Source organism: Sphingomonas sp. Leaf25, from assembly GCF_001421635.1.
Lineage (GTDB): Bacteria > Pseudomonadota > Alphaproteobacteria > Sphingomonadales > Sphingomonadaceae > Sphingomonas.
The window spans coordinates 481,155-497,386 of record NZ_LMKU01000033.1 but is presented as its reverse complement, the minus strand read 5'-3'; the positions used below and the strand labels follow the sequence as shown (position 1 = coordinate 497,386).

The 16,232-nt window shown below is 68.2% G+C and carries 11 protein-coding genes; 8 read left to right on the top strand and 3 right to left on the bottom strand.

Annotated features, from left to right (window positions below; genetic code table 11):
• Positions 1–292: 292 nt before the first annotated feature.
• A complete protein-coding gene (locus ASE78_RS17185) occupies positions 293–1,015 on the bottom strand; it encodes an SIMPL domain-containing protein (protein WP_056498766.1) in 723 nt (240 codons plus the stop codon).
• Positions 1,016–1,205: 190 nt separating this feature from the next.
• On the opposite strand from ASE78_RS17185, the gene ASE78_RS17180 reads away from it, so the two are divergent.
• The 3 genes from ASE78_RS17180 (at position 1,206) to ASE78_RS17170 (ending at position 7,078) form a co-directional block, all read left to right on the top strand.
• Positions 1,206–2,399 (top strand): efflux RND transporter periplasmic adaptor subunit, encoded by a 1,194-nt coding sequence (locus tag ASE78_RS17180; protein WP_056499314.1) that lies wholly within the window; start codon positions 1,206–1,208, stop codon positions 2,397–2,399.
• Positions 2,400–2,404: 5 nt separating this feature from the next.
• Positions 2,405–5,608 carry an efflux RND transporter permease subunit gene (locus ASE78_RS17175; protein ID WP_056498765.1) on the top strand — a complete coding sequence of 1,068 codons (3,204 nt, stop codon included), beginning with the start codon at positions 2,405–2,407 and terminating at the stop codon, positions 5,606–5,608.
• A gap of 204 nt (positions 5,609–5,812) precedes the next feature.
• Positions 5,813–7,078, top strand: coding sequence for a DUF445 domain-containing protein (locus tag ASE78_RS17170; protein ID WP_056498763.1), 1,266 nt, complete (start codon positions 5,813–5,815; stop codon positions 7,076–7,078).
• Positions 7,079–7,562: 484 nt separating this feature from the next.
• Here ASE78_RS17170 and ASE78_RS17165 read toward each other — a convergent pair whose 3' ends face one another.
• Positions 7,563–8,243: an HAD family hydrolase gene (locus ASE78_RS17165; RefSeq protein ID WP_056498762.1), complete on the bottom strand. Its 681-nt coding sequence runs from the start codon at positions 8,241–8,243 to the stop codon at positions 7,563–7,565.
• Between the two features lie 56 nt (positions 8,244–8,299).
• Here ASE78_RS17165 and ASE78_RS17160 point away from each other — a divergent pair, with 56 nt between their 5' ends.
• The 5 genes from ASE78_RS17160 to ASE78_RS17140 all read left to right on the top strand — a co-directional run bounded on the left by ASE78_RS17160 (position 8,300) and on the right by ASE78_RS17140 (position 13,410).
• Positions 8,300–9,409: an ABC transporter permease gene (locus ASE78_RS17160; RefSeq protein ID WP_082467334.1), complete on the top strand. Its 1,110-nt coding sequence runs from the start codon at positions 8,300–8,302 to the stop codon at positions 9,407–9,409.
• Positions 9,406–10,254, top strand: a complete 849-nt coding sequence (locus ASE78_RS17155; RefSeq protein WP_156351547.1) for an ABC transporter ATP-binding protein — start codon at positions 9,406–9,408, stop codon at positions 10,252–10,254. The genes ASE78_RS17160 and ASE78_RS17155 overlap by 4 nt, the downstream gene beginning before the upstream one ends.
• Entirely contained in the window at positions 10,254–11,219 is a 966-nt protein-coding gene (locus ASE78_RS17150) for an MlaD family protein (protein ID WP_056498756.1), read from the top strand. Before ASE78_RS17155 ends, ASE78_RS17150 begins: the two co-directional genes overlap by 1 nt.
• 8 nt (positions 11,220–11,227) lie before the next feature.
• Positions 11,228–11,803: an ABC-type transport auxiliary lipoprotein family protein gene (locus ASE78_RS17145; RefSeq protein WP_055757937.1), complete on the top strand. Its 576-nt coding sequence runs from the start codon at positions 11,228–11,230 to the stop codon at positions 11,801–11,803.
• A 503-nt stretch (positions 11,804–12,306) separates the two neighbouring features.
• Complete coding sequence (locus tag ASE78_RS17140; RefSeq protein ID WP_056498755.1) at positions 12,307–13,410, top strand: AI-2E family transporter; 1,104 nt, start codon at positions 12,307–12,309, stop codon at positions 13,408–13,410.
• A gap of 87 nt (positions 13,411–13,497) precedes the next feature.
• Here the strand turns inward: ASE78_RS17140 and ppc are convergent, their stop codons facing one another.
• A complete protein-coding gene (gene ppc / locus ASE78_RS17135; protein WP_056498753.1) occupies positions 13,498–16,173 on the bottom strand; it encodes a phosphoenolpyruvate carboxylase in 2,676 nt (891 codons plus the stop codon).
• Positions 16,174–16,232: the final 59 nt, after the last annotated feature.

The window sequence follows — 16,232 nt, the reverse complement described above, 5'->3', positions numbered from 1 at the left end:
AAGTTTACAAAGTTTACACTAACGGCGCATTTGTTGCGAATGAATCGCAGGCTGTGATGACGGGGCGGGAGCCGCTGCCGACAGTGCGTGCGGGGCGGTGGACCCCGGAACGGGTCCGGGGTGACGATGTGTCTGGCGCGATCGGGGTGGACGGGAACGGGCGACATGGCCGGAGCCTGCACCGGATGATGGGGTGTAGGACAGCGTGGTGTTCAGGTGTGTCCATGTGCCGCTTGCGGAAGCCTACCCACCCCCGACCCCTCCCTTCCAGGGAGGGGAGAAGGTGCGTGCCTTACCGCAGCACGAAGCGGACCGAGACGCTGGCGGTGAGTTCCTGTTCGCCCGCGACGATCGGGGTCGCCTCGTCGCGCTGCACCGACATGCGCGCCATCATCGGCATCGGCGGTTGCGGGAACGAGGCACCGCCCTCGGCGATGGTCAGGATGCGATCGACGCGCAGGCCGGCGGCGCGGGCGTACAGCTCGGCGCGGGCGCGGGCGCGGCGGATCGCGTCGGTGCGGGCTTCGTCGAGGGCGGCGTCGGCCGCCTCGACCGACAGGGTCGGCCCGTCGATCTGGTTCGCGCCCTGCGCGACCAAGGCGTCGAGGATCGTACCGCTCTTCGCCACGTCGCGGAAGCGGATCGAGACGCTGTTGCTCGCCTGATAGCCGGTGATCGCCGGCGGCTGGTTCTCGGCATAGCGATATTGCGGCTGGAGCTGGATCTGCGCGGTCTGGAGATCGCGGTCGGCGACGCCGGCACGGCGCAGCGCGGCGACGACGCGGGTCATCCGCTGGGCATTGTCCGCCAACGCGGCGGCGGCGGTCGGCGCCTGCGAGACGACGCCGGCGCGGATCGTCGCGATGTCGGGCTTGCGCGTCGCCTTGCCTTCGGCGGTCACGTCGAGCAGCGTCGCATCGGCGGGCCATGCCGCCATCGGTGCCGGCGGCGTCGCTTGCTGCGCGGTGGCAGGGGTGGCGGCGATCGCGGCGAGGATCAGGGCGGAACGGAGCATCGGCAGTTTCCTTCGCGTGAAATTCGGCAAGGCCGTTCGTTACGGTCGCGTCGAGTAACGCCGGCTGAACGCAATCGATGCGATCCTTGTGATCCTTATCGAAAAACGCGATGGTGCGATTGAAACCGGTGCTTTATTACGATAATACAGCGCCGATACGCAGGGGGGGCCTGCGAGCGGGATGGCCTGGATGAACTACGAAACGACGACGATCGCGGGGGAACGGCACGCATTGACCGGGCCGGAGGCTCCGCGTTCGCGCCGCCGGGCGGTGATCGTGGGGATCATCGTCGTGGTGCTGGTGATGATCGGCGCATGGTGGGCATTCGGCAAGGGCAAGAGCGACGGCGCGGCGACCAAGGCCGCCGCCACCGCCCCGGCGAGCGCGCTGCCCAAGGTGACGGTGGTGGTGCCCGGCCGCGAGACGGTGACGCGCACCGTGACCGGCACCGGATCGCTGGCCGCGCGGCGCGAGATGCCGGTCGGCGTGGTTGGCGAAGGCGGCCTCGTCACGCGGGTGCTGGTGGAGCCGGGTAGCTGGGTGGCGGCGGGTCAGGTGCTGGCCAGCGTCGACCGGTCGGTACAGGCGCAGACCGCCGAATCGCTGGCCGCGCAGGTGCGCGTGGCGCGCGCCGACGCGCGGATCGCGCAGACCGAACTCGACCGGTCGAACCAGTTGGTCGGGCGCGGGTTCGTGTCCAAGGCCGATCTCGATCGCAAGACCGCGACGCGCGATTCGGCCAATGCCCGGGTGCGGGTGGCCGAGGCGCAACTGGCCGAGACGCAGGCGCGCAACCGCCGGCTCGACATTCGCGCGCCCGCCGCCGGCCTCGTCCTCACCCGCGCGGTCGAGCCGGGTCAGGTGGTCGGCAGTGGCAGCGGCGTGCTGTTCCGCATCGCGATGGGCGGGCAGATGGAGATGCGCGCGCAGTTGAGCGAGGCCGATCTGGCGAGCGTGCGCGCTGGCGTACCGGCCGAAGTGGTTCCCGTAGGCGGGACCCGCGTGTTCAAGGGCGAGGTGTGGCAGGTGTCGCCGATCATCGATCCGCAGACGCGGCAGGGCATCGCCCGCATCGCGCTGAAATATGATCCGGCGCTCAGGCCCGGCGGTTTCGCCAGCGCGCGGGTGGGTGCCGGGGCGTCGACCGCGCCGCTGCTCCCTGAATCGGCGGTGCTGAGCGACGACAAGGGCAGCTATGTCTATGTCATCGACGCGCAGAACAAGGCCGTGCGCCGCGACGTGCGCGTGGCCGAGGTGTCCGACGAGGGCGCGCTGATCGGATCGGGGCTGATCGGCGACGAGCGGGTGGTGGCGAGCGCGGGTGCGTTCCTGAACCCGGGGCAGCAGGTGGTGCCGGTGCGCGCCGCCGCACGCAAGGAATAGCGCTGATGGGCTTTCGCAACATCTCGGCATGGTCGATCCGCAATCCGGTGGCGCCGCTGGTGCTGTTCCTGGCGCTCACGCTGGCGGGGATCGTCAGCTTCATGCGGATGGACGTGAACCAGGACCCGGACATCGAATTCCCGGTCGCGATCGTCGTCATCAGCCAGCCGGGGGCCGCGCCCACCGAACTGGAAACGCAGGTCACGCAGCGCGTCGAGGCGGCGGTGCGGTCGTTGCAGGGCATCGACCAGATCGAATCGACGGTGAGCGAAGGCCAGTCGCAAACCGTCATCCAGCTCGACATCGGCACGCCGATCGACCGCGCGGTCAACGACGTGCGCGAGGCGGTGAACCAGATTCGCAGCGCGCTGCCCGACGGTATCCTCGAGCCGCAGGTGTTCCGCGCCAACACCACCGACAAGGACCTCGCGTCGTGGACGGCGATCGCCGACGACATGACGCCCGAACAGCTTAGCTGGTATGTCGACAATACCGTCAGCAAGGAATTGCTGTCGATCGAGGGCATGGCGACCGTCGAGCGGGTCGGCGGCGTCGACCGCGAGATTCGCGTGACGCTCGACCCGGCACGGTTGCAGGCGCAGGGGCTGACCGCGAGCCAGGTCAATCAGGCGCTGCGGCAGGTCAATCTGAACGCGGCGGGCGGCAAGGCGGAGATCGCCGGATCGCAACAGTCGGTCCGCGTGCTGGGCAACGCCGCCACCGCCTATGCGCTCAGCCAGACGCAGGTGCCGGTGGGCGGCGGGCGATCGGTGCGGCTGGCGGACATCGCCGACGTGCGCGACGCCTATGCCGAGCCGACCAGCCTTGCCGAATATAACGGCCGGCCGGTGCTGGCGTTCGACATCAAGCGCGCCAAGGGCGCGTCGGACGTGACCGTGTTCCACGAGGCGGAAAAGAAGATCGCCGACCTTCAGAAGCGCAACCCGCAGGTCCGCTTCGCGCTGCTGTCCAATTCGGTCAAGTTCACCGAAATCCAGTATCATTCGGCGATGTCGGCGATGGTCGAGGGCGCGATTCTCGCGATCGTCGTCGTGTTCCTGTTCCTGCGCGACTGGCGCGCGACGCTGATCTCGGCGCTGGCCATTCCGCTGTCGGCGATCCCCGCCTTCTGGTTCATGGACATGATGGAGTTCACGCTCAACCAGATGACGCTGCTGGCGCTCAGTCTGGTGGCGGGCGTGCTGGTGGACGATGCGATCGTCGAGATCGAGAACATCGTCCGGCACATGCGGATGGGCAAGACCGCGTATCAAGCATCGATCGACGCGGCGGACGAGATCGGCATCGCCGTGCTGGCGACCACCATGGCGATCGTCGCGGTGTTCCTGCCGGTGGGGATGATGCCGGGGATCGCGGGCCAGTTCTTCAAGAATTTCGGCTTCACCGTCGTCGTCTCGGTGCTGATGAGCCTTGCCGTCGCGCGGCTCATCACGCCGATGATCGCCGCCTATTTCCTGAAGGCCCATGGGTCGGCCGTCCACGGCGAGGGCTGGCTGATGGACCGGTACATGGACGTGCTGCGCTGGACGCTCAGGCACCGCTGGGCGCCGATCGTCGGCGGCGTCGCCGCGCTGGCGCTGACCGTGGTCATGTTCATGGTGCTGCCGCAGACGTTCCAGCCGCCGCAGGACCGCGACCGGGTGACGGCGAGCATCGAGATGGTGCCGGGCACCACGCTGGAACAGACCGCCGTGGTGGTGAAGCGGGTCGAGAACCTGCTGAACGGACAGCCACTGGTCAAATCGGTCTATTCGTCGTCCTATGCCGGCAACGGCCGCGTCACCGCCGAGCTGCTCGACAAGCCGACCTTCGGCATGCGGGTACGCCATGCGCTGGGCATGATGGACGATGCCGCGTTCGATGCGATGCGATCGGTCAAGAGCGTCGAGTTCGAGCGTGGCCTGGCGCCGCAACTGGCGGCGATTCCCGATGCGCGGGTGTCGTTCCGGTCGCAATTTGGCTGGGGCGGGTCGAGCCGCGACCTGTCGATCACGCTGGGCGGGGACGATCCGGTCAAGCTGAACCAGACCGCGAACCAGTTGGTCAAGGACATGGAAAAGCTGCCGATGGTGGTCGCCCCGCGCGTGTCGGGCGATCTGCAACGGCCGGAGATCATCATCCGCCCGCGCAGCGACCTTGCCGCCAGCCTGGGCGTGACCACCGCCGCGCTGTCGGGGGCGATCCGCATCGCGACGCTGGGCGACATCGACCAGAACAGCGCGCGCTTCTCGCTGTCCGACCGGCAGATTCCGATCCGGGTCGCGCTGTCGCGCGACGCGCGCTCGCGGTTGTCGACCATCCAGAACCTGCCGGTGCCGACCGCGAGCGGCGCATCGGTGCCGCTGTCGGTCGTCGCCGACATCGGGTTCGGCGCGGGGCCGACCAAGATCGACCGGATCAACCAGCAGCGCCGGCTGGTCGTCGGCGCCGACCTGGCACCGGGCGTCGTGTCCGGCGTGGCGATGGCCGCGATCAAGAACACGCCGACGATGAAGAACCTGCCGCTGGGCGTGTCCGAACTGAGCGTCGGTCAGGCGAAGTGGCAGGCGGAGATGATCCAGAACTTCATCGTCGCGGTGATCTCGGGCATCTTCCTCGTCTTCGGCGTGCTGGTGCTGCTCTACAAGCGGGTGATGCCGCCGTTCGTGAACATGGGGTCGCTGTTCCTCGCCCCCTTGGGCGGATTGCTGGCGCTGTGGGTGACGGGCAATCCGATCTCGATGCCGGTCTACATCGGGCTGCTGATGCTGCTGGGCATCGTCGCCAAGAATTCGATCCTGCTGATCGATTTCGCGCTGGAGGAGATGGAGAAGGGTGTCGACAAGGAAGTCGCGATCCTCGACGCCGGGCACAAGCGCGCGCAGCCGATCGTGATGACCACGGTGGCGATGATCGCCGGCATGGTGCCGACCGCGCTGGCGCTGTCGGGCGATGCGTCGTCGCGCGCGCCGATGGGCATCACCGTGATCGGCGGGCTGACGCTGTCGACGCTGCTGACGCTGCTGATCGTGCCGGGGGCGTTCAGCCTCGCGGTCGGGCTGGAGCGGTGGATCGGGCCGAAGATGGCGCGGCGGCTGCTGACCTATCGGCCCGGTGATGGCGATCCGTACGGGCCGCTGATCGATCACCAGCCGGGCGGGCGGTTGGCCAAGGATGACGGGCCGAAGGGGCTGCCGGCGGCGGAGTGACGGGGTAGCCGCGCACGCGACCCGCTCCCCTCCCTGACAAGGGAGGGGTTGGGGGTGGGTNGGGTCCGCGAGGGAAGGTACGCGCGCCACAACCGGCCTACCCACCCCCGGCCCCTCCCTTCTCAGGGAGGGGAGCAGGATGGCCTGTTGCGAAAGCGACCGTTGCCGATTGAACCAAACCGCCGCTCGACCTTTGTTACGGGGATGCCACGATCTGCGGGCGTCGTCCGCGGGGGCGATGCGGTTCCTCCTCAACTGCGCCGGATGCGGCGCGTCGCGACCGGGCTCCTGGTGGCGATGGCCGTGCTGTTCCTGCTGTCTCGGCGGTTGCACGACGTCCATTCCGGCTGGGGCTATGTTCAGGCGTTCGCGGAAGCTGCGATGGTCGGTGGCCTTGCCGACTGGTTCGCGGTCACCGCGCTGTTCCGCCATCCGCTGGGCGTGCCGATCCCGCACACCGCGATCGTGCCGCGCAACAAGGACCGGATCGGCGATACGCTCGCCGCATTCCTGCGCGACAATTTCCTGACCGCGCATATCGTCGCGCGGCGGATGCGGCGGTTCGATCTAGCGCTGGCCGCCGGGCGCTGGCTGGCCGATCCCATGGCGCGATCGGGGCGGTTGCGCCACGGCGCGTCGCGCCTCGCGGTCAGCATGCTGGAGGCGCTCGACCCCGAGCAGTTCGGCACGACGGTGCGCGGCGCGCTGGCCAACCGGATGCGGGCGTGGCCGGTCGCGCCGATGCTGGGGCGCACGCTCACCACGCTGGTCGAGGGTGATCGCCACCTGCCGCTGATCGACGCGGTCGTTCGGTGGACCGCCAAGACGCTCGACGCCAACGAGGACATGGTGCGCGACATGATCCGCAAGCGCGCGGGATCGGTGCTGCGCTGGACGGGACTCGACGAGACGCTGGCCAATTCGGTGCTGAACGGCCTGCGCAAGATGCTCGACGAGGTGGCGGCCGACCCGGCGCACCCCTTGCGCGCCAAGGCGAACGAGGGGCTGGCGCTGCTGGCGCATGATTTGCAGCATAGTCCCGAGCTTCAGGCGAAGGTCGAGCGGTTCAAGAACGAGCTGCTCGACAATCCGGCGGTGGCGGCATGGTGGATGGGCGTGTGGGAGCGGATCCGCGCGGCGATGCTGGCGCATGCCCGTGATCCCGACCGGGCATTGAACGGGCCGATCGGCGTGGCGTTGCGGCAACTGGGCGCGACGTTGCAGTCGGATGCGGTGCTGCGCGCGAAGGTGAACCGCTTCGCCCGGCGCGCGGTGGTGGGCGGTGTCGCCGATTATGGCGACGGCATCGTCCGGCTGGTGTCGGACACGGTGCGCGGCTGGGACGCGGCGACGATCACGCTGCGGCTGGAAAATGCGGTCGGGCGGGATTTGCAATATATCCGCATCAACGGGACGCTGGTCGGTGGGCTGGTCGGGCTGGTCATCCATGTCGTGGATGTATGGTTGTGAGGGGGGTAGCGGGTTCCTGCGCGACCGGCTTCTCCCGCTGGATGGGCGGGTTGGCCCGCGCGGGAAGGTTCGCGCGCTACAACCGGCCTACCCACCCCCGGCCCCTCCCTTGTCAGGAAGGGGAGAATGCCGGGTCTGCCGTTTGGCGGAGCATTCGACGGCCATCGCCTGCGGAAGCGTGGACCCCGGAACGGGTCCGGGGTGACGCTGTGGGTGGGGTGGTGATCCTTGTGCGACCTGCTCCCCTCCCTGACAGGGAGGGGCTGGGGGTGGGTCGGCATGGGGGGCACCGTCGCGCTCGCCTCCAGCCTACCCACCCCCGGCCCCTCCCTTGTCAGGGAGGGGAGGGTTTCGGGGCTGCTGTACGGCAGGACGCAGGGCGGCCATCGCTCGTGACGATGTGGACCCCGGAACCGGTCCGGGGTGACGCTGTGGGTGAAATTCGGGTTTCTAGCCTCTCCCCCTCCCCTTCCGGGACGGAAGGTCAGCTTCGCCAGTCGAGGATCGGCCAGCCGCGCTTTTTCGCCAGTGCTTTCAGCGGCGCGTGGGCGTTGACCGGGAACGGCTCGTCGGCCCAGTCGAATACGGGAGCGTCGGAGACATGATCGCTGTAGAAGCGCACGCGCACGTCGTCGCGCGCGATGCCGTTGCCCTCGACCCATGCACGAATCGCGCGCAGCTTGGCCGCGCCGTAGCAATTCTCGCCGTGGATACGCGGCAGGACATGCCCGTCCTCGCGCCCGACGCTTTCGGTGGCGATCACCGCGTCGAAGCCGAGCAGATCGGCGATCTCCTGCGCATAGAAGCGGTAGGAGGCGGTGGCGAGGACCAGCATCCGTCCCTCGGCGCGGTCGGCCTCGATCCGGTCGCGCGCGCCGTCGAGCAGCCCGGTGGCGACCGTCGCCTGCGCGAATCGGCGCGCGGTGTCGGCCAACCGCTCGCCCGGCACCGCGCGGCCGAGGATCAGCCGCTGGGTCATTTCCTTCAACCGGTCGCGGCCATAGAGTTTGAGCGCATAGCCCGCCACCGCCGCGCCGGCGATCGGCAGCAGCAGCAGCGCGCCGCGCCCCCGCTCGCGCGCGGCATGGCGCAGGAACGGCGTCCACGTCGCGACGCGGGTGATGGTCTTGTCCATATCATAGATGGCGAGATCGCGGTGTCGCATGGGCGAAGCGCGTACCATCTTGCCGCGACGCCGCAAATCGCCGATGGATGGCGGTGATGAGCGCTTCCGCCGATTTTTCGCACGTCCGAACCGATGGCGGGCAGGCGCTTCGCTTCTCGGGCGACCTGTCTCTCGCGCATATCGGCGACCTGCCCGACCGGCTTGGTGCCGTGGAGGAGAAGGTCGACCGGATCGACCTGTCGGGGATCGACCGGATCGATACGGTGGGCGCGTGGGTGATCCACCGCTTCGCCCGCGACCGCGATGTCCGAATCGAGGGGTTGAGCGCCGACAGCCAGCATCTGTTCGATCAGGTGGCGGCCGCCGACGATCCGGTGGTGCGCAAGGAAAAGCCGTCCAGCCCGCCGGTGCGCGTGCTGGAGGAAATCGGCGAGGCGGTATCGGGCAGCGGGCGGCAGATGCTCGGGCTGCTGGGGTTCATGGGGGCGACGGTCCTCGCCTTCATCAACGTCGTGCGCAATCCCAAGCGGTTCCGCTTCAACGCGACGGTGCAGCGGTTCGAGGTGGTCGGCGTCTCGGCGCTCGGCATCATCGGGCTGATGAGCTTTCTAATCGGCATGGTCATCGCGCAGCAGGGCGCGGTGCAGCTCCGCCAGTTCGGCGCGGAGGTGTTCACGATCAACCTGATCGGGCGGCTGACCTTCCGCGAGCTGGGCGTGCTGATGACCGCGATCATGGTCGCCGGCCGGTCGGGATCGGCCTTCGCCGCACAGCTCGGCACGATGAAGCTGACCGAGGAGATCGACGCGATGCGCACGATCGGCGTGTCGCCGATGGAGGCGCTGGTGCTGCCGCGGGTGATCGCGGCGATCGTGATGATGCTGCTGCTCGGTTTCTATGCGTCGATCATCGCGATCATCGGCGGCGGGCTGTTGAGCTGGGCACAGCTCGGCATTCCGCCGATCACCTTCGTAACGCGCATCCGTGAGGTGGTGCCGATCACCGACCTGTATATCGGGCTCATCAAGGCCCCGGTGTTCGGCGCGATCATCGGCATGGCGGGGTGTTTCCACGGGATGCAGGTGGAGAGCGACGCCGAACAGGTCGGCAGCCGGACGACGGCGGCGGTGGTGCAGGCGATCTTCCTCGTCATCGTGCTCGATGCGTTTTTCGCGATCTTCTTCGCCTGGATCGGATGGATATGAGCGACACCGACTCGATCATCCGCGTGCGCGGCCTGAAAAACCAGTTCGGCGATCAGGTGATCCACGAGAACCTCGACCTCGACGTACGGCGCGGCGAGATCCTCGGCGTGGTCGGCGGGTCGGGCACCGGCAAGTCGGTGCTGATGCGATCAATCATCGGGTTGCAGACGCCGAGTGCCGGCAGCATCGACGTGTTCGGTGAGACCACGATCGGCCGCGAGGAAACCGAGGCGGTCGAGATCCGCAAGAAGTGGGGCGTGCTGTTCCAGGGCGGGGCGCTGTTCTCGACGCTGACCGTCGCCGAGAATGTGCAGGTGCCGCTCAAGGAATTCTACCCCAAGCTCAAGCCCGCGCTGCTCGACGAGATCGCCGGCTACAAGGTCGTGATGACCGGGCTGCCCGCCAATGCCGGGCCGAAATACCCCTCCGAACTGTCGGGGGGCATGAAGAAGCGCGCAGGGCTCGCGCGTGCGCTGGCGCTCGACCCGCAGTTGCTGTTTCTGGACGAGCCGACGGCGGGGCTCGACCCGATCGGCGCGGCGGCGTTCGACGAGCTGACCGCGTCGTTGCAGAAGACGCTGGGGCTGACCGTGTTCCTCATCACCCATGACCTCGACACGCTGCACGCCATCTGTGACCGGGTGGCGGTGCTGGCGGACAAGCGGGTGATCGCGGTCGGCACGATCGACGAGCTGCTGGCGCTGGATCATCCATGGATCCAGGAATATTTCAACGGACCCCGTGGCCGTGCCGCGACCGATGCGCAGGAGCGCATCGCGCGCTCGGCCCCCCAACATGACGAGGCCGGCGTGACGCTGGCCAAGCCCCAAGCCCAGAGGCGCTGATGGAAACCCGGTCGAACCATGTCCTCGTCGGCGCCGTGGTGCTGATCCTGCTCGCCATGCTGGCGCTGTTCACCGTGTGGCTCGCGCGGGTCGGCGGCGGCAGCGAGAAGGAATATGACGTCTTCTTCAAGCAAGCCGTCGACGGACTGGCCAAGGGATCGCCGGTGTCGTTCTCGGGCGTGCCGTCGGGCCAGGTCGAGGACATCGCGCTGTGGCCCAAGGACCCGCAGTTCGTGCGCGTGCGGATCAAGGTGAAGGACGAGACGCCGGTCCTGCTCGGCACGACCGCGACGATCATCGGCAGCTTCACCGGCGTGTCGACGATCACGCTCGACGGCGCGGTCAAGGGTGCGCCGCCGATCCAGTGCCCCGAGGTGAACCCCGAACAGTCGTGCCCGATGGGCGTGCCGGTGATTCCGCCCAAGGCGGGCGGCGTCGCCGCGCTGCTGAGTTCGGCGCCGCAGTTGCTGGAGCGCGTCACGACGCTGACCGAGCGGCTGGCCGACGTGCTGTCCGACCGCAACCAGAATTCGATCGCCGCGATCCTCGACAGCACCAACCGGCTGACCGACGCGCTGGCCGATCGCGGGCCGGAAATCGCCGCGACGCTGGCCGAGACACGGATCGCGATCCAGCGCGCCGGCGTCGCCTCGCAGCAGATCGGCGAGCTGGCGGCGACCACCAACGGCGTGCTGGCCAACGACATCCAGCCGACGATCCAGCAGTTGAACCGCACCATCGCCAGCGCGCAACGGAGCGCAGAGACGCTCAATTCGGCGATCGGCGACGCGCAGCCGGGGTTGAAGGCGTTCAGCAAGCAGACCGTGCCGCAGGTGAACCAGTTGGTCGGCGATCTGCGCGCGATGACCAGCGCGCTCGCCTCGGTCGCCGAGAAGGTCGATCAGGGCGGGGCGACCGCGCTGGTCGGCCGGTCGAAGCTGCCCGATTACGAGCCCAAGAAGTGAGAGACGCCATGAAGAAGCTGTCGGTCCTGCTCCTCCTGCCGCTCGCTGCCTGCATCCGCTTCGGCGCCGAACCGCCCGCCGCATTGCTGACGCTGGCCCCGGCCACCGCGATTCCCGCCGGACAGACCCAGTCGTCGGCAGGAACGAAGTCGATCACGGTGCAGGTGCCGGTAGTGCCGCAAGAGCTGGCGGTGACGCGGGTGCCGGTGCAGTCGAGCGACACCAGCATCGCCTATGTCAAGGAAGCGCAATGGGTCGAACCGCCGGCGCGGCTGTTCGCGCGGCTGCTGTCGGACACGCTGACCGCGCGCAGCGGGATGGTGGTGCTGAGCCCGCGGCAGGGCTTCACCGATCCCGGCGCGCAACTGTCGGGTGAACTCCGCGAATTTGGCATCGATGCGACGCGCAGCGAGGCGGTGGTGACGTTCGATGCCACGCTCCAGCGGGTGGGTGCGACGACGTTCGAGAAGCGCCGCTTCACCGCGCGCGTGCCGGTGGCGGCGATCGATGCGACCACGGTCGGCCCGGCGATCAACCAGGCGGCGAACACGGTGGCGGCGGCGGTGGCCGACTGGGCGCGGTAGGACCTGTTTGCCCTCTCCCCGGACCGGGGAGAGGGATACCGGAGCTTGCCAGCTTGCTGGCTAGCGCAGGTTGGGAGCGGGGCGAAGCGAGCCAGAGGCTCGCGCGCTCGCTATCGCGAGTGCCAACCCCTCTCCCGGCTCCGACTAGAGCCGATCGACATTCACGCTCCGATCGTCACCCCGGACTTGTTCCGGGGTCCACCGCCGGGCGATCGGTGTGCTTTGAGGCTCTATCGACGGCGTTTGCGGCCCGGTGGACCCCGGAACCAGTCCGGGGTGACGATACGGAAGGCCTTTTTAAACAAGAGCGGCACCGCGAATAGCCGAATGTCGACCGGTCCTAAGCCTTTGCTCGCGCAAAGACCAAGTCTGCGCATCCCTCTCCCCTTTCGGAGGCGAGAGAGCGAATGTCTTCACGCAACCTGATCGCCGTTGAAGGCGTTGCGCTATCGCAACAATCCCGGCCGTTCGCGGGCGGTCCTTCAAGCTGAAACGGAAACTGCATGGCGATCGTCCGGCACCGCATCGAACGCGGTGGTTTTATCGTGTTCCTGGCCCTCATCACGATCGCGCTGCTGGCGGTCGTCTACAGCTTTCTCGGCGCGTTGCTGTGGGCGGGGTTGGCGGCGCTGCTGTTCCAGGGGTTGTTCCGGTGGCTGCTCGTCCGCTTTCCGGGGCGGCGCAATCTGGCCGCCGCGCTGACGCTGCTCATCATCACCGTCGCGGTGGTGCTGCCCGCGCTCGTCATCGCCAGCATGGTCGTCGAGCAGTCGGCCGGCGTCTATACCCAGATTCGCGGCGGGCAGATCAACTTCGCGACCTATTTCGAACAGGTCCACAATGCCCTGCCCGAGCGGATTCGCGGCTGGCTCGACAGCGCGGGCTTCGGCAGCCTCGAACGCATCCAGACCCGACTGTCGCAGGCGGTGAGCAGCAGCGCCAGTTCGCTGACGCAGCGGGCCTTTTCGATCGGGGCCAATGCCGCCTCGTTCCTGCTGTCGTTCGGCGTCGGGCTGTACGCCACCTTCTTCCTGTTACGCGACGCCGACCGGATCGGCCCGGCGATCGTCCGCACCCTGCCGCTGGAAACGGATGTCGCGCAGCGGCTGGCGCACAAGTTCGTCGCGGTGGTGCGTGCGACGATCAAGGGATCGGGCGTCGTCGCGCTGGTGCAGGGCGCATTGGGCGCGATCACCTTCTGGATCGTCGGCCTGCCCGCCGCGCTGCTGTGGGGTGTCATCATGGTCTTTGCCGCGCTGCTGCCGGCGATCGGCCCGGCAATCGTCTGGGGACCGGTCGCGATCTATCTGCTGGCGACCGGTGCGGTGTGGCAGGGCGCGGTGGTGATCGCGTCGGGCGTGCTGGTGATCGGGCTGGCCGACAATATCCTGCGGCCGATGCTGGTCGGGCGCGATACCGGCATTCCCGACTGGATGGTGCTGGTGACGACGCTGGGCGGGATCGACCTGCTGGGGCTGTCGGGGATCGTCGTCGGGCCGGTGGCGGGCGCGCTGTTCATCACCGGGTGGCGGATATTGGCCGAGCAGCGCGGGGTCGCGGCGGAGCGGGACGAGGAGCCGGAGGGTACGGCCAGCGACGCGGGCTAAGCCCGCGTCGTCGGTCGGCGCTTCTCGCGCCGCCGGCCGGGCGCGCCTAGTGCGGCTTGGTGCAGCTTTGCTGCACCTTGCCCGGCGCTAGCCACTATTCCTCAATGCCGTAGCGATCGCATTGATCGAAAGCAGAATGCCCTCCCCGATCCGCGCATCGTCCTCGCCCGCGCGGTGGCGCTTGAGCAGTTCGATCTGGAGCAGGTTGAGCGGTTCGATATAGGGCGTGCGCAGCCGGATCGAGGCTTCGAGCGCCGGGCTTTTTTCCAGCAACCGCGTCTGACGGGTTGTCGACAGCAGGCCGTCATGCGTCGCCTGCCAGCCGCCCTGGATCCGCCCGAAGATCGTCTCGCTCAGCGCCTTGTCCTCGACCAGCCCGGCATAGCGTGCCGCCACGTCCATGTCGGACTTGGCCAGCACCATCTCCATGTTCGCCAGCGTCGCGGCGAACAGCGGCCATGCACTGGCCATTTCGCGCAGCAGCCCCTTGTCCTCGAACGATTGCAGCGCCGCGCCGACGCCGTACCAACCCGGCAACATGATCCGCGCCTGCGCCCACGAAAATACCCAGGGAATGGCGCGCAGATCCTCGATCGCGTCCGATTTCTTGCGGCTGGCGGGACGCGATCCGATCTTGAGGCCGGCGATCTCGGCGATCGGTGTCGCCTGGCGGAAGAAGCGGGTAAAGCCGTCGGTGCCGTAGACGAGGTCGCGGTACGCGCGGAACGCGGTGTCCGACAGCGTGTCCATCGCGCGCGCGAAGCGCGTCGCATCGGCTTGCGCCAGCAATTCGGGTTCGAGGCTGGCGAGCAAGGTCGCCGAGGTCATCGCTTCGAGGTTGGTGACGGCGCTTTCGCGCGTGCCGTATTTGGCGGCGATCACCTCACCCTGTTCGGTGATGCGGATGCGGCCCTGCACCGTGTCGTGCGGCTGCGCGCGGATCGCGGCGAACGACGATCCGCCGCCGCGCCCCACCGCACCGCCGCGCCCGTGGAACAACTGCATGCCGATGCCCGCTTCCTCGAACACCGGCGCCAGCGCGGTCGACCCCTTCGACAATTGCCACGTCGAGGTCAGATAGCCGCCGTCCTTGTTCGAATCGGAATAGCCGATCATCACTTCCTGATGGCCACGCGCGCGCGCGATCGCCGCAACCTCGGGCAGCGCCAGCCACCGGGTCATGATCGCCGGGGCGGCCTCCAGATCGGCGACCGTCTCGAACAGCGGGATCGCCATGATATGCGCGTGCGGATCGTCGCCCGGCACGTACAGCCCGCTTTCCTTCATCAGCAGATGCACTTCGAGCAGATCGGACACCGACTGCGCCATCGACACGATGTAATGGCGGATGCACGCCCGGCCGTAGCGCTGGTGCGCTTCCGCCGCCGCTTTCAGGATCGCCAGTTCGGACGCGGTCTGCTCCGAATAGTCGGCATAGGGGCTGACGAGCGGGCGCGGGCTTTCCAGTTCGCGGCGCAGCAGCGCGACACGCGCGTCCTCGTCGAGCGCGACATAGTCCGCCTCGACGCCGGCGACCTTGAGCAGTTCGGCGACGACGCCTTCGTGGATCACGCTGTTCTGACGCATGTCGAGCGTGGCGAGATGGAAGCCGAACGTCTCGACCGCGCGGATCAGCCGGCCGAGCGCACCGCCGGTCGACAACGGGCCGTTGCCCTCCTGCACCAGCCCGCGTGCCAGCGTCGCCAGATCGGCGCGGAATGCCGAGGGGTCGGGATAGGGTTCGCCGGTCAGATTGCCGGGACGCGGCGCGGGCTTGCCGGTCAGCGAGGCATGCGTCGCGGCGAGCCGGGCATAGATGCCGCTGATCGCGCGGCGGAACGGTTCGTCGGCGCGCGACAGGGCGTCGTCGCCGCTCTTGTCGGCCAGACCGGCGATCGCCGTATCGACCGCGACATGTTCGGTCGAGATCGACAGTTCGGCGCCGAGGCTGTGCAACTGGTCGAGATAATAGCCGAGCACCGCTTCGGCCGCCTTCGCCAGTGCCAGCCGCAGCGCGGCGGCATCGACGAACGGATTGCCGTCGCGGTCGCCGCCGATCCAGCTCCCCGGTTTCAGGAACGACGGCGGCCGTTCGCCCAGCACCCGTTCCCAGCGGGCATAGAGCGCGGGCAATGTGGGGAGGAACACGTCGCGCAGATAGCTGAGCGCGGTTTCGACCTCGTCGGCGACGTACAGCCGCTCGCGGCGCAGCACGCGGGTCTGCCACAGCAGCGCGATCTGGCGCAGGATCGCCTCGTCCACCCGGTCGCCCTCGGGCGTTTCGTCATGGCCCTGATCCTTCAGCAGCATCAGGTCGGCGATGCGGTTCTTGTGATCGATCATCGACTTGCGCCGCACCTCGGTCGGGTGCGCGGTCAGCACGGGGGCGATCAGCGCATGGTCGAGCAGCGCCAGCACCGCCGCCCGGTCGATCCCCTCGGCTTTCAATTTCTCGATCGCGGTGGCGACATCGGCCCCCGGCTCGGCGGCGATCCCCTGCCGGTCCTCGGCCAAATTGGCGAGCATCGAGAACAGCATGAACCCGCGCACGAAGGCGATGGTGTCGTCCAGTCCGAGATTGTCGAGGCCGAGATCGATCGCATCCGCGCCCGCCACGCCGCGATGCCGGTCGACCGAGGTCGAGCGGATATGCTCGATCCGCTTGAACAGTGCCTCCCCGCCATAGGTGCGGATGACATCGCCGAGCAGCCGGCCGAGAAAGCGGATGTCGGGATTGTTCGTGATGGGGGGCAGAGTCGTCATGGGCACACTTGCTGCAATGCGGCAGGGTGCGGGTCAAGGGAGGACGCGACGCCGCTGTC